Origin of the sequence: Burkholderia sp. E168m15, from assembly GCF_016586105.1 — a bacterium.
In the GTDB taxonomy this organism is placed as follows: Bacteria; Pseudomonadota; Gammaproteobacteria; order Burkholderiales; family Burkholderiaceae; genus Burkholderia; species Burkholderia orbicola.
Map to the genome: position 1 here is coordinate 55,521 of NZ_BCPO01000159.1, position 17,067 is coordinate 72,587.

Here is a 17,067-nt window from a genome sequence, read left to right on the forward strand (position 1 = left end):
CGCGCGACAGCGCGCGGGCCGCCCCTGCCGAATCACCGTGCGGTGGCGCGTATCGAGAATCGTCGCGCGACCGAATCGTTGCGAACCGAAAAGAAAAACGGGCGGCGAACACGCACGACATGCGCATTCCCCGCCCGCGCCACACGCGAGTATGCAAGTACGCGATCAGTGCAGCTTGACGCGCGGCAGCGTCGTGCGCCGCAGCCAGTGCGCGACCGTGTCGAGCATCATCCGCGGATAACCGTGCAGCGCCGCGATGTGCAGCCGGTACAGCGACATGTACATGAAGCGCGCGAACAACCCTTCGATCAGCATGTTGCCGCCGATCAGCCCGCCCATCAGGTTGCCGACCGCGCTGAAGTGGCCGAGCGACACGAGCGAACCGAAATCGCGATACGTGAACTCGGGCAGCGGGCGCCCTTCGAGCCGGCAGCTGATCGCTTTCAGCAGGAAACTCGCCTGCTGATGCGCCGCCTGTGCGCGCGGCGGCACGTTGCGTTCGTTGCCCGGCCATGCGCAGGCCGCGCAATCGCCGAGTGCGAACACGTTGTCGTCGGTGAAGGTCTGCAGCGTGCGACGCACGTCGAGCTGACCGAGCTTGTTGACCTGGAGGCCGTCGAGATGCGAGAGCACGGACGGCGCCTTGATGCCGGCCGCCCAGACCGTCAGGTCGGCGCGCACTGCCTTGCCGCTCGCGGTATGCACGAACCCGGGCGCCACCTCGGTCACACGTTCGTTGAGCATCAACCGCACGCCGAGCTTCTCGAGCAGTTCGGCCGTCGCCGCCGACACGCGCTCCTGCAGTGCCGGCAGTATCCGCGGCCCTGATTCGATCAGCACGATGCCGACGTCATGGCGGGGATCGAGCTTGTGCAGCCCGTACACGGACAGCACCTGCGCGGTATTGCGCAGTTCCGCGGACAACTCGACGCCCGTCGCGCCGCCGCCGACGATCACGACCTGGATGCGCGGCTCGGCCGACTCGCCCGGCGCACTCGGCGCCGGCGCCTGGTGCTCCGCGCGCATGCATGCCGCGATCAAGCGCTTGCGGAAGCGTTCGGCCTCCCCGACCGTATCGAGCGCGATCGCGTTTTCCGGTGCGCCCTGCACGCCGAAGAAGTGCGTCGTGCTGCCGATCGCGATCACGAGCGTGTCGTATTCCAGCTCGCGCGCCGGCAGCAGCTCCGCGCCGTCGCTGTCGTTGAGGGGCGACAGCGTGACGCGCTTCGCCGCACGGTCGAGCCCGGTCAGCTCGCCCTGCTGGAACTCGAAGCCGTGCCAGCGCGCCTGCGCCGCATATTCGAGCTCCTGCGTGAACGGGTCCATGCTGCCGGCCGCGACCTCGTGCAGCAACGGTTTCCAGATGTGCGTCGGATTGCGGTCGACGAGCGTGACGAGCGCACGCGCGGGACGATTGCCGCGCGCGCCGTAACGGTCGCCGAGCCGCGTCGCCAGTTCCAGGCCGCCGGCACCTCCGCCTACGATGATGATCCGATGCATCTGATTCCCCCTTTGCGATTCGAAACTGCTGCCGCCGGATGAAGCAAACGCGATGCACCCGCGCTGCCCGGTGGATTAACCGGTTCGGACATCATCGATGTGCAGTTCGAAGCACTTCGATGTGGCCGATCCGGAACGCGGGGTGCGCGCCCCGCGTCAATGACATGACTGACATGCATTGTCCGGGAGCTTGCGCGTTGACCACAAGCAAACCATCTCGATATTCAGCATCCCTGCAACAATATGCCGCGGGAACGGGGAACTGGCCGGGGGTGCGTCAGTGTGCCTCTTCCCAGTTCGCGCCGGCACCCACTTCGGCGACCAGCGGCACCTTCAGCTTCGCGACGCCGCACATCATTTCCGGCAGTTTCTCGCGCACGAGCGATAGCTCGCCTTCGGGCACCTCGAGCACCAGTTCATCGTGCACCTGCATGATCATTCGCGATGCGAGCTGGTCGCGCGTGAGCCAGCCGTCCACCGCGATCATCGACAGCTTGATCAGGTCGGCCGCCGTGCCCTGCATCGGTGCATTGATGGCCGCACGCTCGGCCGCCTGGCGGCGCGGGCCGTTACCGCCGTTGATCTCTGGCAGCCAGAGACGGCGGCCGAAAACGGTTTCGACGTAGCCCTTCTCCTTCGCCGTCGCGCGCGTATCTTCCATGTACTGCGCGACGCCCGGATAGCGGGCGAAATAGCGGTCGATATAGAGCTTCGCCGCGTCGCGCGTGATGCCGAGATTCGATGCGAGCCCGAATGCGCTCATCCCGTAGATGAGCCCGAAGTTGATTACCTTCGCGATCCGGCGCTGGTCGGAATTGACCTCCAGCGGCGTCACGCCGAACACCTCGGCGGCAGTCGCGCGGTGGATGTCCTCGCCCTGCGAGAACGCGCGCAGCAGCGACGCGTCGCCCGAGATGTGCGCCATGATCCGCAGTTCGATCTGCGAATAGTCGGCCGACACGATCCGGTGGCCCGGCGACGCGATGAACGCCTCGCGGATGCGCCGCCCTTCGGCCGTGCGCACCGGAATGTTCTGAAGATTGGGGTCGTTCGACGCAAGGCGGCCCGTGACCGCGACCGCTTGCGCATAGTTCGTGTGCACGCGGCCGGTGGTGGGGTTCACCATGCGCGGCAGCTTGTCGGTATAGGTCGACTTCAGCTTCGACAACCCGCGATGCTCGAGCAGCAGCTTCGGCAGCGGGTAGTCCTCGGCCAGCTTCTGCAGCACTTCCTCGTCGGTCGACGGCGCGCCGCTCGGCGTCTTCTTCACGACCGGCAACTGCAGCTTCTCGAAGAAGATCTGCCCGATCTGCTTCGGCGAGCCGAGATTGAATTCGCCGCCCGCCAGTTCGTACGCCTCGCCCTCGAGCTCGATCAGGCGCGTCGCAATTTCGGTGCTCTGCGCGTGCAGACGCGCATCGTCGATCAGCACGCCCGTGCGCTCCATCTTGCGCAGCACGAGCGACACCGGCATCTCGATCTCGCGGTACACGCGCTCGAGGCCCGGCTCGCGTGCGACCTGCGGATACAGCGCGTGATGAAGCTGCAGCGTGATGTCGGCATCTTCGGCTGCGTATTCGGCGGCCTGCGCGAGCGCCACTTCGTCGAAACCGATCTGCTTCGCGCCCTTGCCCGCCACGTCCTCGTACTTGATCGTCTTGACGCCCAGATGACGCAGCGCGAGGCTGTCCATGTCGTGTGTGCGGTGCGATTCGACCACGTACGATTCGAGCAGCGTGTCGTGCTCGATGCCGTTCAGCGCGATGTCGTAGTTCGCGAGCACCTGCGCGTCGTACTTCAGGTGCTGGCCGACCTTCTTGCGATCGGCCGATTCGAGCCACGGCTTCAGGCGCGCGAGCACTTCGTCGAGCGGAAGCTGCTCGGGCATGTCGGGGCCGCGGTGCGCGACCGGCAGGTAGGCCGCCTTGCCCGGCTCGACCGAGAACGACAGGCCGACGAGCCGCGCGAGCATCGGATCGAGCGCGGTGGTCTCGGTGTCGAACGCGGTCAGCGCGGCCGCGTCGATCTTCGCGAACCACGCGTCGAACTGTTCCCAAGTCTGGATCGTGTCGTATTCGCGCACGACGTCGGCTGCGATCACCGGGGCCGGCTCGCCTTCCGGCGCATCGGCGCCCCCACCTTCCGCGGGCGCGCTGTCGACTTCGCGCAGCCAGGTCTTGAAGCCGTAGCGCGCGAAGATGTCGCGCAGCAGGTCGCGCGCCTCGCCGTCGCTCTTGAGCGAGGCTTCGATCGATTCGAGATGCGGCGTGAGATCGCACGACGTATCGACGGTCACGAGCTGGCGGCCGAGCGGCAGGAAATCGAGCGCGCGGCGCAGGTTGTCGCCGACCACGCCCTTGATGTCGGCCGCGTGTTCGATCACGCCGTCGAGGGTGTCGTATTGCGTCAGCCATTTCACGGCCGTCTTCGGCCCGCACTTCTCGACGCCCGGCACGTTGTCGACGGTGTCGCCGATCAGCGCGAGATAGTCGATGATGCGCTCGGGCGGCACACCGAACTTCGCGATCACGCCGTCGCGGTCGAGCGTCTCGTTGGTCATCGTGTTGACGAGCGTGACGCGCTCGGTCACGAGCTGCGCGAGATCCTTGTCGCCGGTCGACACGATCACGTTCATCCCGTGCCGTTCGGCTTCGCGCGCGAGCGTGCCGATCACGTCGTCGGCCTCGACGCCCTCGACCATCAGCAGCGGCCAGCCGAGCGCGCGCACGGCGCCGTGGATCGGCTCGACCTGCAAGGCGAGATCGGGCGGCATCGACGGACGGTTTGCCTTATAGTCGGCATAAAGGTCGTCGCGGAACGTCTTGCCCTTTGCATCGAACACGCAAGCGCTATACTCTGCACTGACTTCCTTGCGCATACGGCGCAGCATGTTGATGATTCCGTAGAGCGCTCCGGTCGGCTCCCCGCCAGGGCCACGCAAATCAGGCATCGCATGGTAAGCCCGATACAGATAGCTCGAACCGTCAACCAATAGCAGGGTCTTACCTTCCAGATTTCGTTCTTCAGGCATTATGAACAAGAGAAAAGTGATTCCGAGTCTGCGTTCGCTCGCAGATCAAGAGCGCGCGACGGCCAAGAAGGCGCGCGCATCGTGGCAGATGTTCACGATTATGGCAGAGTTTATCGAGGCGACCGAGTACCTGTCGGAGATCCGCCCGGCTGTCAGCATCTACGGTTCTGCCCGCCTCAAACCCGACACGCCGCACTACAAGCTGGCCGTGCAGATCGCACGCAAGCTGTCGGACGCCGGCTTCGCGGTGATCTCCGGCGGCGGCCCCGGCATCATGGAAGCCGCGAACAAGGGCGCGCACGCCGGCAAGGCGCCGTCGGTCGGCCTGAACATCGAGCTGCCGCACGAGCAGGCCGGCAACCACTACCAGGACATCTCGCTGCGCTTCCGCCACTTCTTCACGCGCAAGGTAACGTTCGTGAAGAACTCGGATGCGGTGATCGTGATGCCGGGCGGCTTCGGCACGCTCGACGAACTGTCCGAAGTACTCACGCTGATCCAGACGAAGAAATCGCGCCTCGTGCCGATCATCCTCGTCGGCAGCGAGTTCTGGCAGGGGCTGCTGCAATGGTTCCGCGATCAACTGATTCCGATGGGCCTGATCAATCCGGAAGACATGGATCTGATGCAGGTGATCGACGATCCCGACCAGGTGCTCGACGCGGTGCTCGCGTTCTACGAGGACAGCGGCGAGGAAGAAGGTTCGGACGAGGACGATCATCCGCCGCGCCCGGAAGAAGACCGGATGTTCTATCTGTAACCGGTCAATGACGACAGCCGGCCGAGCGCCGGCTGTCGTGCTTTTCATGCAACGGACAGTGCGCTTCGGCGACTCGCCGGGCGTGACTTTGTAACGCGCTGTTAATACCTGTTCGCCGCCGTGCGCGGTCGAATGTCAAATGCCCGCAGCCGGCGCTGCGCGATGCGGGGGAATCAGCCGCACCGGCAAGCCGCCAATGTCAAATGGATGGTCCATCGCGCACCTGCGCGCCGCCAATCCTCCGTAATAATCACGACTCGCCTTTTCCGTCCCGCGACAGCACACTACTTCGTGTCGGCGCGGCGTTCCCCCGGTGGAACGGTCCCCCTCGCTTCCATCGCGTCGCGTCGGCCCATTCATCACCACACCACGGAAAAGAACATGCAACGCTCGCTGATCGCCCTCGCTTTCGCCGGCCTCGGCCTTTCGCTGTCCGGCCTCGCTCACGCCGTCAACGTCGACGTCAACATCGGCACGCCCGCGCCGGTCGTCGTCGCCCCCGCGCCCGTCGTGGTCGCCCCCGCGCCGGTGATCGTCGGCTGGCACGGCGACCGCTACTGGGACGGCCGCCGCTACTGGGAACGCCGCGAGTGGGAAGATCGCGAGCGTCATCACGGTCATGGCGGCTATCACTGCCCGCCGGGGCACGCGAAGAAGGGCGAGTGCTGAGTCACTGAGCGCCCGCCGATCGGCCCGCGCACTGACGCATCAAAAACAAGGCCGCACGCGAACGAGAGTTCGCGTGCGGCCTTTGTCGTTGCAGGCGCGGCTGCGCCGCTGCCCAAGCGGTGTTACTGAAATGCCACTTCCGCAAAACTCCGCAGCTTGCGACTATGCAGCTTGTCGAGCCCGTTCGTGCGCAGGATCTCCATCGCCTTCACGCCGATCTGCAGATGCTGGTCGACCTGCCCGCGATAGAACGTGTCGGCCATGCCCGGCAGCTTCAGCTCGCCGTGCAGCGGCTTGTCCGATACGCACAGCAGCGTGCCGTACGGCACCCGGAAGCGGAAGCCGTTCGCGGCGATCGTCGCGCTTTCCATGTCGAGCGCAATCGCACGGCTCTGCGACAGCCGCTGCACCGGCTCGCGATGGTCGCGCAGCTCCCAGTTGCGGTTGTCGACGCTCGCGACCGTGCCCGTGCGCATCACGCGCTTCAGCTCCACGCCCTCCAGCCGCGTGACCTCGGCCACGCCGCGCTCGAGCGCGAGCTGCACTTCGGCCAGCGCCGGGATCGGCACCCACAGCGGCAGGTCGGCGTCGAGCACGTGATCTTCCCGCACGTAACCGTGCGCGAGCACGTAGTCGCCGAGGCGCTGCGTGTTGCGCAGCCCCGCGCAGTGACCGAGCATCACCCACGCGTGCGGGCGCAGCACCGCGATGTGATCGGTGATCGTCTTCGCGTTCGACGGGCCGACGCCGATGTTGACCATCGTGATCCCGCTGCCGTCCGCGCGCTTCAGGTGATACGCGGGCATCTGCGGCAGGCGCGGCGGCGCGGTGCCCTCGGCCGGCTCGCCGCCGAGGTTCGCGTTGTACGTGACGACGTCGCCCGGCTCGACGAACGCGCTGTACTCGCTGCGATACGCGCGCACCTCGGGATCGTCGCTTTCCGTCATCATCGTGCGGCCGAGCTTCACGAACTCGTCGATGTAGAACTGGTAGTTCGTGTAGAGCACGTAGTTCTGGAAGTGCGTGGGCGACGTCGCCGTGTAGTGGCGCAGCCGATGCAGCGAGAAGTCGACGCGCGCGGCCGTGAACAGCGCGAGCGGATGCGGCTCGCCCGGCGCCGGCTCGAACGTGCCGTTGACGATGCGGTCGTCGAGATACGACAGGTCGGGCGTATCGAAGATGTCGCGCATCGCGAGCAGGCGGTCGCGATCGAGCTCGCCCTCGAGATGGATGCCTTCCGGAAACGCGAAATGGATCGGAATCGGCTGCGACGACACGCCGATCTCGATCTTGACATGGTGGTTCTTCGCCAGCAGACGCAGTTGCTCTCGGTAGTAGTTCGCGAAGAGATCGGGGCGCGTGACCGTCGTCTCGAATACGCCGGGGCCCGCGACGAAGCCGTACGAGCGGCGCGAATCGACGTGCGTGTTGACGTCGGTGCGAATCCGCACGAACGGATAGCATGCGCGCACGTGCTCGGTAATCGCTTCGTGGCGGCGATAGCGCGCGAACGCGTCGCGCAGGAAGCCCGTATTCGTGTCGTAAATGGCGGACAACCGCGCGACGGCGGCGATCGGATCGTCGAAAGCCTCGACCGACGGGCTTTCGGGCGACAGCACACGGTGCCGGCGGCTCAAATCGTTCTTCATTTTCATCACCTCGTCTGATCCGACGACATTACCACGGAACCCGGCCGCCTTTATGGCCGCCCCTGCGCACGGAGGGGCCGGATGGCGCGCAGTATTTGCTAAAATCGGTGGGTTCACTGGAGACTCATCATGAAGCCGCTCATTTTCGTCGCCGCTGCCGTCGCGTTTGCCGCCGCCAGCGTCGCTCACGCCGCCGGCGGCACGCCTGACGCCGACGCGCAGGCCCGGGCCGAGGCCAACGAAGCCGCCGGCCTGCCCGATCTCCGCAAGATCAACCGGCCGGGCGCCGAAGTCACGTCGAAAGTGGACTTCGCCGATATCCGCCGCACGCCGAGCTTCCACGAAAAGAGCAAGAACGGCACCGAAGTCACCGAGTACCGCGACCGCGGCAAGCCGGTCGAGATCGACGTGAAGTCGAACTTCGGCACGCGCTACCAGATGAGCTCCACGCCCGACACGTCGCCGAAGCCGCATGACGCGGGCATCCCGATCACGCGCCTGCCGTCGCTGAACCTGCGCTACTGATTCCGTGGCGCGGCGCGCCAACCGCGCCGCGCCGCCCCTTCACCTGCTGTCGCGCTGCACGCCGCCCGCGTGCCGACACCCTGACCTGACGCATCCCGCATGGCCGTTTTCACCGCTGTTTCCGACTCCGATCTCGCGCAATGGATGCGCCACTACGAACTGGGCGACGTGCTTGCGTTCCGCGGCATTCCGTCCGGTATCGAAAACAGCAATTTCTTCCTGACGACGACGCGCGGCGAATACGTCCTCACGATCTTCGAAAAGCTCACCGCGCAGCAGTTGCCGTTCTACCTCGACCTGATGCGCCACCTGGCCGCCCACGGCGTGCCGGTGCCGGACCCGATCCCGCGCGACGACGGCGCGCTGTTCGGCGAGTTGCACGGCAAGCCGGCCGCGATCGTCACGAAGCTCGACGGCGCGGCCGAACTCGCGCCCGGGGTCGAACACTGCATCGAGGTCGGGCAGATGCTCGCGCGCCTGCACCTCGCGGGCCGCGACTATCCGCGCAACCAGCCGAACCTGCGCAGCCTGCCGTGGTGGCAGGAGAACGTGCCGGCAATCGTGCCGTTCATCACGGACGCGCAACGCGCGCTGCTCGAAGGCGAACTCGCGCACCAGGCCGGTTTCTTCGCGTCGGACGACTACGCAGCGCTGCCGGCCGGCCCGTGCCATTGCGACCTGTTCCGCGACAACGTGCTGTTCGCCCATGCGGCACCCGGCACCGGTCACGACGTGCGGCTCGGCGGCTTCTTCGACTTCTATTTCGCGGGCTGCGACAAGTGGCTGTTCGACGTCGCGGTCACCGTCAACGACTGGTGCGTCGACCTCGCGACCGGCGTGCTCGACGTCGCGCGCGCCGATGCGCTGCTGCGCGCGTACCAGACCGTGCGGCCGTTCACGGCCGAGGAGCGCCGCCATTGGAGCGACATGCTGCGCGCCGGCGCGTACCGCTTCTGGGTGTCGCGCCTGTACGACTTCTACCTGCCGCGCGCGGCCGAGATGCTCAAGCCGCACGACCCCGGCCATTTCGAACGCATCCTGCGTGAGCGTATCGCGCATACGCCCGCGCTTCCCGAGATCCAAACCGCATGCAACTGATCGAAGTGCCCGCGAAAACGGGCTATGTCTGGTTCCGTCAAGGCATCTGGCTGTTCCGCCGGAATCCGCTCGCGTTCATCACGCTGTTCTTCACGTACCTGCTCGCGATCACGCTGGTGTCGATGGTGCCGGTGATCGGCTCCGCGCTGCCGCTGGTGTTCATTCCCGGCATCGCGGTCGGCTTCATGGCCGCGTGCCGCGACACGGTGGCCGGCAAGACCGTGATGCCGACGATCCTGGTCGACGGCTTTCGCTCGTACGGCACCGTCGCGACCCAGCGGCTGCTCGTGCTCGGCGTGATCTACGTCGCGTCGATGGTGCTCGTGTTCGCCGCTTCGTCGTTCGTCGACGGCGGCGCGCTGTTCCACGTGATGATGGGCGCAGCCGACGAAGCAAACACGACGCCCGAGACGCTCGCCGCGCAAGGCACGCTCGGCGCGCTGTTCTTCGCGACGCTGCTCTATCTGCCGGTCGCGATGCTGTTCTGGTTCGCGCCGGTGCTGGTCGCGTGGCATGACGTCCCGCCGGCGAAGGCGCTGTTCTTCAGCGTCGTCAGCTGCTGGCGCAATCGCGGCGCGTTCGCCGTATACGGCGTGCTGTGGTTCGCCGTCGCGCTCGGCACGTCGCTCGCGCTGTCGCTGCTGCTGCAGGCGCTCGGCGCCGGCGCGTACGCGCTGACGATCATGATGCCGGTGACGATCATCATCGTCACGATGCTGTACTGCTCGTTCTACGCGACCTATCGCGGCTGCTTCGGTGTGCAGGAACCGGGCGCGACGACGACGATGTCGGGCCGCTGAATCGTGTCCTGGCCGGCGCCATGCGCCGGCCGTCACGCGGTTTCCGCGCCGGGTCGTCCCCGGCGCGCATCTGATCTTCCCCCCTTTTCCCATATCGACCGCCTCTGGTCGGCCCTGTTCAACCCGATCTTTTGCGCGCAAAATAATTTGCGTACAAATCGTTCGCGCATTGCCGCGCCTCCCGAACCATGGACCGCCTGCCTCCGCTGCCCCAGACGCTCGACGAGCAACTGTGCTTCGCGCTTTATTCGACTTCGCACGCGATGACGAAGGCGTACAAGCCCCTGCTCGACAAGCTGTCGCTGACCTATCCCCAATATCTCGCGATGCTCGTGCTGTGGGAGCGCGACGACATGGCCGTGAAGGACATCGCCGCGCGGCTCGACCTCGACCCGGCCACGGTCACGCCGCTGCTCAAGCGGCTGGAAGCGCTCGGCTACGTGGAGCGCGTACGCAGCGCGGCCGACGAACGCGTCGTCAACGTTCGCGTGACGCCGGAAGGCCGGGCGCTGAAGGATCGCGCGCGCTCGGTGCCCGCCGACCTCTTTTGCGCGATGCAACAGACACCCGAATTCCTGATCAGGCTGCGCGCCGATCTCCAGCAGCTGCGCGATGCGCTGTCGGTGGCCAACGAACGCTGACACGCCCGGCACGAACCGACCTGCCCGGCGCTGCCGGGTTTTTCTTCAAAATTTCATTTGCACACTAATGATTTGTGTTCTATATTTTGTCCATGGCCGGCGACATTCCGTCTGACCGGACCGCTGTTCCCCTCTCTTCCCGACAGGAGCTGCACGATGAACATTCTGTACAAGACCAGCGCCACGAGCACGGGCGGCCGCGACGGCCGCGCGGTATCCGCCGACAACAAGCTGGAAGTGAAACTGGCCGCGCCGCGTGAACTCGGTGGCACGGGCGCGGAAGGCACGAATCCGGAGCAACTGTTCGCCGCAGGTTACTCGGCCTGTTTCCTGAGTGCGATGAAATTCGTCGCGGGCCAGAACAAGCAGACGCTGCCGGCCGATACGCAAGTCACGGCGGAAGTGGGCATCGGCCCGAACGACGCAGGCGGCTTCGGGCTCGACATCGAGCTGCGCGTGTCGCTGCCGGGGCTCGACAAGAACGACGCGCAAGTGCTGGTCGACAAGGCGCACCACGTGTGCCCGTATTCGAACGCCACGCGCAACAACGTGCCGGTGCGCCTGACGGTCGTCTGACGCGGCACAGGTTCAGGGCTCAGGAAATACAAAAAGGGCGCGTGCGGCATGGTGCCGCACGCGCCCTTTTGCGCGATTCATCGAAATGGCGGGCCGGCAGGCCCGCGTGCGCCGCTTAGCGCGCGCCGATCGAATACGGACGGTTCATTGCCGCGTCGCGATCGATCTTGCGCATGCGGAATTCGAGGTCGTAGATGTCGGTGGCTTCGGCCAGATACGCGTCGGCGCGCTCTTTCGCGGCCTTGTCAGCGTTCTTGGTCAGCATCAGGAAGAGGTGGCTCAGCAGGTACATGATCGATCTCGCTATTCAAAGGTTCTGGACTAGGGTTTTCCCGAATTATAGGGAAAACCCTAGGCTTTGACCAGTGTCGATCAGACGATGCGTCGTTCGGTCGCCACAGTGCGGCGATGGGTTTCGAAAAAAGCCCAGATCATCGCGCTGGCGTCGGGGCCGACCGCCGCGTGAAACGGCACGGCTTCGTCGCCGCCGGCCCACGCGTGATCGAGCCCTTTCACGTGGCACAGCCGCACCACCGGCTCGCCGTCGCGGCACACGTCGGTAATCTGTGCGCCCGTTTCGCGCGTCTCGACCCGCTCGCCGCCGCGCAGCGCGCCGCGGCTGTCGGCGAGCCCGTTCAGGCGCATGAACTGCACGGTCAGCTGATCGGCATTCTTCGGCGCGACGACATGATCGCCGTCACCCTGGACGATCAGTGCGGGCATGCCCGGATAGGCGCCGGCATCGACCAGCGCATCGACCGCCACGGCCGGGTTCTGTCTCAAGCCCCGCCGCATCACGTCCATTGCGGTGATGCCGGAATTCGCCTCGCCGAGCGCGGGGCCCGAGTGCAGCGCGACCGCGGCGAAGCGGTCCGGATGGTGCAGTGCAAGAAGCGACGCAAGCCCCGCACCGGCCGACAGCCCCGCGACGTAAACACGCGACGCGTCGAAGCCATGTTCGTCGACCAGCGCGTCGACCAGCGACGCCACCGTGTCCGCCTCGCCGCGCCCCGCGCGATCGGTGTCTTCATACCAGTGCCAGCAACCGTGCGTATGCGCGCGCAGCGACTGTTCCGGATACAGCACCGCGAAACCGTGCTTGTCGGCCAGCAAGTTCATCCGGGTGCCCTGCGCGAATTCGTCGACGGACTGCTGGCAGCCGTGCAGCATCACGACCAGCGGCATCGCGCCACGCCGGCGGCCGGGCGGTATGTAGAGCCCGTAGGCGAGATTCTGGACGAGGCGGCCCAGCGCGGGCGTCATCGGATGTTCGCCCCGCGTCCACTCGCCGGCCGCCCATGCGGCCGCGCGCGGCCGCACACGCGATTCGCGTGGCGGGGACAGATCGGAGGCCGCCGCCTCGAGTGCGTCGCGTGTGATGCGCTGCGCATCGCGCGCCGCGCGCTTGGCGGTCGGGGACAGCATGCGTTTCATGCCGCCCAGCCACACTTTGGTCAGACTTTTGGTCATCGATCGGGCTCGCAGTCAGGAAAAATAGGGGCGCCATGAAAGCGCCACAACGGATGCATCGTTCGACTTTGTGCAATGCACCATAACATTGTTTCCAGGATTTTTCCTGCACGCCGGTCGTTGCCGGCGGCGCAAAAAACGGGCCTCATGCGGACGCGGCGCTATACTGGGGCTTCGCCGCTTGTATCCGTTGTAGTCGTTCTTCCCGGCTCGCGCGTTGATTTAAGCATTCTCCCGCCTTCGTTCGTCCCCTTCCCGATGTTCGACCTGCCTTCTCACCTGTGGATCATGATCACCGCGTTCGGCGGCGCCGGGCTGACCTTGCCGCTCGCGATCACGATTGCCGTCTGGCTCGCGCTCGGCTACTCGTGGCGGCGCGCGGCCGCGTGGCTCGGCGTGCTGGCGGCCGCGATCGGCGTGGTGGCGCTCACGAAGATCGCGTTCCTCGGCTGGGGCATCGGCATTCGCGCGTGGGATTTCACCGGCTTCAGCGGGCATGCGATGCTGTCGACGTCGGTGTATCCGGTCGCGATTTTCCTCGCGCTGATCCGCACGCGCACGCCGGTGCGGATCGCCGGCATCGCGCTCGGGCTGGCGACCGGCGTCGCGGTCGGCGTGTCGCGCGTCGCGCTCGACGCGCATTCGCCGTCCGAGTCGATCACCGGCTGCATCGTCGGTGCGATCGCCGCGCTCGCGTTCATCGCCGGCTCGTGGCGCGCGGTGCCGCACCGCTGGTCGGTGCCGGCGGTCGTCGCGAGCCTCGCGCTCGTCACCGTGGCGCTGCATGGCCTCACGGTGCCGTCGCACCGCTGGGTCACCAAGGTCGCGCTGGAACTGTCGGGCCACGAGCGTCCGTTCGTCCGCGCGCGCTGGAAGGCCAACCCGAACTACCATCCCGCGTCGCAACCGTCGTCGCTGCAGCGCACCGAGTCGGCGCCGCCTACGCTTCACGCGTGACGGGCCGCCCGGCCAGTCCTTTCCACGTCTGACCATTTCCTGCGCACCGTCGCATGCGCAGTATGCCAAGCGTTATAACCCGCCCTATATTACGATTACGGTTTCCACCCGTTCAAAACGAATCCACCATGCGCTCAACCGTCCGTCCGCTTCGCCGCACCCTGCTTCGCCTGCTGCCGATCGTCACGCTTGCCGCCGGGTTCACGTTCAGCGCGCCCGCTTCCGCCGCCGACGAACTGGTCGTGTCGGCCGCCGCCAGCCTGACGAACGCATTCAAGGCCGTCGGCGACGCGTACGAGAAGCAGCACCCGGACACCAAGGTGCTGTTCAACTTCGGCGCATCGGACGTGCTGATGCAGCAGATCGCCAAGGGCGCGCCGGCCGACGTGTTCGCGTCGGCCGACCAGAAGGCGATGGATCGCGCGGTGAACGAAAAGGTGATCGTGCCTGGCACGCGCCGCGATTTCGCCGCGAACTCGCTGGTGCTGATCGTGCCGGCGGACAGCCGCGCGGCCGCGCCGACGTCGCTGAACGACCTGACCGCGCCCGGCGTGAAGCGCATCGCGTACGGCGACCCGGCCTCGGTGCCGGTCGGCCGCTACACCGAGGGTGCGCTGCGCGCGGCCGGCGTGTGGGACGCCGTCAGCGCGAAGGGCGTGCTGGCCGCCAACGTGCGCCAGAGCCTCGACTACGTCGCGCGCGGCGAGGTCGACGCGGGCTTCGTGTTCGGCACCGACGCCGCGATCATGCCGGGCCGCGTGAAGGTCGCGCTGACGGTGCCGACGCAGACGGTCATCACCTACCCGATCGCCGTGGTCAAGGACAGCCGCCACGCCGCGCAGGCGCAGTCGTTCATCGATTTCGTCGCGTCGCCGCAGGGCCAGGCCGTGCTGTCGACGTTCGGCTTCAAGCCCGCCAAGTGAGCTTATCGCGATGCAAGACGCCTGGGTCCCGCTGCTGCTGTCGCTGAAGGTTGCCGGCTGGGCGACCGCGCTCGACATCGTGCTCGGCGTCGCGGCCGCGTTCGTGCTCGCACGCTGGCGCTCGCCGCTGCGCGACGTGGTCGATTCCGTGCTGACGCTGCCGCTCGTACTGCCGCCGACGGTGCTCGGTTATTACCTGCTCGTGCTGCTCGGCCGGCGCGGCGTGTTCGGCGCGTGGCTCGACAAGTTCGGTATCGAGCTGGTGTTCACGTGGCAAGGCGCGGTGATCGCGTCGATGGTCGTCGCGTTTCCGCTGATCCTGAAATCGGCGCGGGCGGCGTTCGAAGGCGTCGATCCGCATCTCGAGCGCGCCGCGCGCACGCTCGGGCTCGGCGAAGCCGCGGTGTTCTTCCGCGTGACGCTGCCGCTCGCCACGCGCGGGATTCTCGCCGGCGCGCTGCTCGCGTTCGCGCGCGCGCTCGGCGAATTCGGCGCGACGCTGATGATCGCCGGCAACCTGCCCGGCCGCACGCAGACGCTGTCGGTCGCGATCTACGCGGCCGTGCAGGCCGGCGACGACAACACGGCCAACTTCCTCGTGCTGGTGACGTCGATCACCTGCGTGCTGGTGCTGCTCGCGACCGGCTGGCTCGTGCCGTCGCGCGCCCGACGGAACCAACTGACATGAAGCGCCTGTCCTGTCCGCATCGCCGGAGTCGTCCGGCGGCCAGCCCGCTTCGGCGGAGGCCCGCATGAGCCTCGTCGTCGACATCCGCAAGACCTACGCGAGCGCCGAGCGCCGCTTCACGCTCGACATGTCGTTCACGGCGACGACGCAGCGCGTCGTGCTGTTCGGGCCGTCGGGCGCGGGCAAGAGCATGACGCTGCAGGCGATCGCGGGGCTGCTGACGCCCGACGCAGGCACGATCACGCTGAACGGCGAGCCGCTGTTCGACGCCGCGCGCCGGATCGACGTGCCGACCCGCGAACGCCGTGTCGCGTACCTGTTCCAGGACTACGCGCTGTTCCCGCATCTGAACGTGCGGCAGAACATCGCGTTCGGGCTCACGTCCGGGCTGCGCAACCCGCGCGCGAAGACGGTGCCACCGGAGGTCGCGTACTGGCTGCGCGCATTCGACCTCGAATCGCTCGCGGGGCAATATCCGTCGCAACTGTCGGGCGGGCAGAAGCAGCGCGTGGCACTCGCTCGTGCGCTGGTCGCGCAGCCGCGCATCCTGCTGCTCGACGAACCCTTCGCGGCGCTCGACGGCGCGATGCGCCAGCGCATGCGCCATGAGCTCGCCGAACTGCAGGCGCGGCTCGACATCCCGATGGTGCTGATCTCGCACGACCCAGACGACGTCGCCGCGTTCGGCGACCAGGTCGTGCAGTTGAGCGAAGGACGCGTGCAGGCGAGCCCGCCGCACGCCGAGTGGCCGACGCGCGTCACCTGAGCGCGCGACGCCGTGGTCGGGAGCGTGGCGCTGGCCGCCACATTGGAACCTGAGAGACGCCGCGGCGCGGCGCATGCTGCAAGCGGAAACGAAGCCGGTGCGATGCATACGCGTGCGGCACCCGGCTTCGCCCCGCCCTGCACGTCGGCTGCCGGCCAGGTCAGCCCGTCACCGCCAGAATCACGCTCGACGCCTTGAACAGCGCGATCGCACGCCGACCGGCGGCGAGCTGCAACGCATCGACGCTGTCGTTGGTCACGACGGCCGTCAGCGTCCCGCCGCCGTCGAGCGCCAGCGTCACCTCGCTGTTCACCGCGCCCGCCGCGACGGCTTCGACGCTGCCGTGCAGCCGGTTGCGCGCGGACACCTTCAGGTCGGGCCCGCCATCGTCGACGGCGAGCACGACCCACGACGCCTTCACCAGCGCACACGCGTGCGCGCCTTCCCGCAGCCCGAGCGCCTCGGCGCTTTCGTGCGTCAGCACGGCGACGACGGCTTGCCCGCCCGGCAGCGCGAGCGTCACCTCGTCGTTGACCGTGCCGCGCACGAGCGACGCGACCTTGCCGAACAACTGGTTGCGCGCGCTCGTCTTCATCCCGATCCGGCCGATCAGCGCCCAGTCGACGTCGAAGCCAGCAACGGCCGCACTCGCGGCCTCGATGAAGCGGCGATGCTCGCGCTCGATCGTGCGGAATGCGGCGATCAACGACGTCGCGCGCGGCGTCAGCGTCGTGCCGCCACCGCCCTTGCCGCCCGTCGAACGCGCGACGAGCGGTTCGCCGGCGAGATTGTTCATCGTGTCGACCGCGTCCCACGCGGCCTTGTAGCTGAGGCCGACGGCCTTCGCCGCGCGCGTGATCGAACCGGTGTCGCCGATCGCCGCGAGCAGCGCGATGCGCGTCGCGCCGCCGAGGGTCTGTTCGCCGGCGCGCAGCCACAGCTCGCCGCCCAGTTCGAGCGGTCCGGCGGACGAGGAAGAAGGCGGGACGTCGGTCATCATCGGCATGCGTGGGG

At 67.1% G+C, this 17,067-nt stretch carries 17 protein-coding genes; 11 read left to right on the top strand and 6 right to left on the bottom strand.

Features of this window, described 5'->3' with window-relative positions:
- Positions 1–165 precede the first annotated feature (165 nt).
- Both JMF86_RS23200 and polA read right to left on the bottom strand, forming a co-directional pair.
- Entirely contained in the window at positions 166–1,500 is a 1,335-nt protein-coding gene (locus JMF86_RS23200; protein ID WP_011548154.1) for an NAD(P)/FAD-dependent oxidoreductase, read from the bottom strand.
- Positions 1,501–1,777: 277 nt separating this feature from the next.
- Positions 1,778–4,531 carry a DNA polymerase I gene (gene polA / locus JMF86_RS23205; protein ID WP_011548155.1) on the bottom strand — a complete coding sequence of 918 codons (2,754 nt, stop codon included), beginning with the start codon at positions 4,529–4,531 and terminating at the stop codon, positions 1,778–1,780.
- Between the two features lies 1 nt (position 4,532).
- Between polA and JMF86_RS23210 the strand changes: the two genes are divergently transcribed.
- Together JMF86_RS23210 and JMF86_RS23215 are read left to right on the top strand one after the other, a co-directional pair.
- Positions 4,533–5,291, top strand: a complete 759-nt coding sequence (locus tag JMF86_RS23210; protein WP_006479437.1) for a TIGR00730 family Rossman fold protein — start codon at positions 4,533–4,535, stop codon at positions 5,289–5,291.
- A 381-nt stretch (positions 5,292–5,672) separates the two neighbouring features.
- Positions 5,673–5,960, top strand: a complete 288-nt coding sequence (locus tag JMF86_RS23215) for a hypothetical protein (RefSeq protein WP_012338493.1) — start codon at positions 5,673–5,675, stop codon at positions 5,958–5,960.
- A gap of 122 nt (positions 5,961–6,082) precedes the next feature.
- On the opposite strand, the gene JMF86_RS23220 is transcribed toward JMF86_RS23215, so the two are convergent.
- Positions 6,083–7,609, bottom strand: coding sequence for an AMP nucleosidase (locus tag JMF86_RS23220; RefSeq protein WP_011548157.1), 1,527 nt, complete (start codon positions 7,607–7,609; stop codon positions 6,083–6,085).
- Positions 7,610–7,738: 129 nt separating this feature from the next.
- Here JMF86_RS23220 and JMF86_RS23225 point away from each other — a divergent pair, with 129 nt between their 5' ends.
- From JMF86_RS23225 to JMF86_RS23245, 5 genes are all read left to right on the top strand, one after another.
- Positions 7,739–8,134, top strand: coding sequence for a hypothetical protein (locus tag JMF86_RS23225; RefSeq protein ID WP_006479446.1), 396 nt, complete (start codon positions 7,739–7,741; stop codon positions 8,132–8,134).
- Positions 8,135–8,233: 99 nt separating this feature from the next.
- Positions 8,234–9,232, top strand: coding sequence for a homoserine kinase (locus tag JMF86_RS23230; RefSeq protein ID WP_011548158.1), 999 nt, complete (start codon positions 8,234–8,236; stop codon positions 9,230–9,232).
- Positions 9,223–10,032 (top strand): BPSS1780 family membrane protein, encoded by an 810-nt coding sequence (locus JMF86_RS23235; RefSeq protein WP_006479448.1) that lies wholly within the window; start codon positions 9,223–9,225, stop codon positions 10,030–10,032. Before JMF86_RS23230 ends, JMF86_RS23235 begins: the two co-directional genes overlap by 10 nt.
- A 188-nt stretch (positions 10,033–10,220) precedes the next feature.
- The gene (locus JMF86_RS23240) at positions 10,221–10,673 is read left to right on the top strand and encodes a MarR family winged helix-turn-helix transcriptional regulator (RefSeq protein WP_006479449.1); all 453 of its coding nucleotides are present in this window, start codon (positions 10,221–10,223) and stop codon (positions 10,671–10,673) included.
- A 156-nt stretch (positions 10,674–10,829) separates the two neighbouring features.
- Positions 10,830–11,249 carry an organic hydroperoxide resistance protein gene (locus JMF86_RS23245; protein WP_006479451.1) on the top strand — a complete coding sequence of 140 codons (420 nt, stop codon included), beginning with the start codon at positions 10,830–10,832 and terminating at the stop codon, positions 11,247–11,249.
- Positions 11,250–11,364: 115 nt separating this feature from the next.
- Here JMF86_RS23245 and JMF86_RS23250 read toward each other — a convergent pair whose 3' ends face one another.
- Together JMF86_RS23250 and JMF86_RS23255 are read right to left on the bottom strand one after the other, a co-directional pair.
- The gene (locus JMF86_RS23250; RefSeq protein ID WP_011548159.1) at positions 11,365–11,541 is read right to left on the bottom strand and encodes a DUF3563 family protein; all 177 of its coding nucleotides are present in this window, start codon (positions 11,539–11,541) and stop codon (positions 11,365–11,367) included.
- 80 nt (positions 11,542–11,621) lie between these two features.
- Positions 11,622–12,719 carry a PHB depolymerase family esterase gene (locus JMF86_RS23255; protein WP_011548160.1) on the bottom strand — a complete coding sequence of 366 codons (1,098 nt, stop codon included), beginning with the start codon at positions 12,717–12,719 and terminating at the stop codon, positions 11,622–11,624.
- A gap of 258 nt (positions 12,720–12,977) precedes the next feature.
- Between JMF86_RS23255 and JMF86_RS23260 the strand changes: the two genes are divergently transcribed.
- The 4 genes from JMF86_RS23260 to JMF86_RS23275 all read left to right on the top strand — a co-directional run bounded on the left by JMF86_RS23260 (position 12,978) and on the right by JMF86_RS23275 (position 16,053).
- Complete coding sequence (locus JMF86_RS23260; protein WP_011548161.1) at positions 12,978–13,676, top strand: phosphatase PAP2 family protein; 699 nt, start codon at positions 12,978–12,980, stop codon at positions 13,674–13,676.
- 128 nt (positions 13,677–13,804) lie between these two features.
- Complete coding sequence (gene modA / locus JMF86_RS23265) at positions 13,805–14,599, top strand: molybdate ABC transporter substrate-binding protein (RefSeq protein WP_012338494.1); 795 nt, start codon at positions 13,805–13,807, stop codon at positions 14,597–14,599.
- 10 nt (positions 14,600–14,609) lie between these two features.
- Entirely contained in the window at positions 14,610–15,287 is a 678-nt protein-coding gene (gene modB, locus JMF86_RS23270) for a molybdate ABC transporter permease subunit (protein WP_011548163.1), read from the top strand.
- Positions 15,288–15,351: 64 nt separating this feature from the next.
- Positions 15,352–16,053 (top strand): sulfate/molybdate ABC transporter ATP-binding protein, encoded by a 702-nt coding sequence (locus JMF86_RS23275; protein WP_011548164.1) that lies wholly within the window; start codon positions 15,352–15,354, stop codon positions 16,051–16,053.
- 160 nt (positions 16,054–16,213) lie between these two features.
- On the opposite strand, the gene JMF86_RS23280 is transcribed toward JMF86_RS23275, so the two are convergent.
- Positions 16,214–17,050 (bottom strand): TOBE domain-containing protein, encoded by an 837-nt coding sequence (locus JMF86_RS23280; protein ID WP_012338495.1) that lies wholly within the window; start codon positions 17,048–17,050, stop codon positions 16,214–16,216.
- Between the last annotated feature and the right edge of the window lie 17 nt (positions 17,051–17,067).

Bases quoted from the DNA above. Each gene is read 5' to 3' on its own strand.
- modB (WP_011548163.1), top strand. From the start codon at position 14,610: ATGCAAGACGCCTGGGTCCCGCTGCTGCTGTCGCTGAAGGTTGCCGGC.
- JMF86_RS23215 (WP_012338493.1), top strand. From the start codon at position 5,673: ATGCAACGCTCGCTGATCGCCCTCGCTTTCGCCGGCCTCGGCCTTTCG.
- JMF86_RS23250 (WP_011548159.1), bottom strand. From the start codon at position 11,541: ATGTACCTGCTGAGCCACCTCTTCCTGATGCTGACCAAGAACGCTGAC.
- JMF86_RS23260 (WP_011548161.1), top strand. From the start codon at position 12,978: ATGTTCGACCTGCCTTCTCACCTGTGGATCATGATCACCGCGTTCGGC.
- JMF86_RS23200 (WP_011548154.1), bottom strand. From the start codon at position 1,500: ATGCATCGGATCATCATCGTAGGCGGAGGTGCCGGCGGCCTGGAACTG.
- JMF86_RS23275 (WP_011548164.1), top strand. From the start codon at position 15,352: ATGAGCCTCGTCGTCGACATCCGCAAGACCTACGCGAGCGCCGAGCGC.
- JMF86_RS23235 (WP_006479448.1), top strand. From the start codon at position 9,223: ATGCAACTGATCGAAGTGCCCGCGAAAACGGGCTATGTCTGGTTCCGT.
- JMF86_RS23210 (WP_006479437.1), top strand. From the start codon at position 4,533: ATGAACAAGAGAAAAGTGATTCCGAGTCTGCGTTCGCTCGCAGATCAA.
- modA (WP_012338494.1), top strand. From the start codon at position 13,805: ATGCGCTCAACCGTCCGTCCGCTTCGCCGCACCCTGCTTCGCCTGCTG.
- JMF86_RS23255 (WP_011548160.1), bottom strand. From the start codon at position 12,719: ATGACCAAAAGTCTGACCAAAGTGTGGCTGGGCGGCATGAAACGCATG.
- JMF86_RS23245 (WP_006479451.1), top strand. From the start codon at position 10,830: ATGAACATTCTGTACAAGACCAGCGCCACGAGCACGGGCGGCCGCGAC.
- JMF86_RS23240 (WP_006479449.1), top strand. From the start codon at position 10,221: ATGGACCGCCTGCCTCCGCTGCCCCAGACGCTCGACGAGCAACTGTGC.
- polA (WP_011548155.1), bottom strand. From the start codon at position 4,531: ATGCCTGAAGAACGAAATCTGGAAGGTAAGACCCTGCTATTGGTTGAC.
- JMF86_RS23280 (WP_012338495.1), bottom strand. From the start codon at position 17,050: ATGACCGACGTCCCGCCTTCTTCCTCGTCCGCCGGACCGCTCGAACTG.
- JMF86_RS23230 (WP_011548158.1), top strand. From the start codon at position 8,234: ATGGCCGTTTTCACCGCTGTTTCCGACTCCGATCTCGCGCAATGGATG.
- JMF86_RS23220 (WP_011548157.1), bottom strand. From the start codon at position 7,609: ATGAAGAACGATTTGAGCCGCCGGCACCGTGTGCTGTCGCCCGAAAGC.
- JMF86_RS23225 (WP_006479446.1), top strand. From the start codon at position 7,739: ATGAAGCCGCTCATTTTCGTCGCCGCTGCCGTCGCGTTTGCCGCCGCC.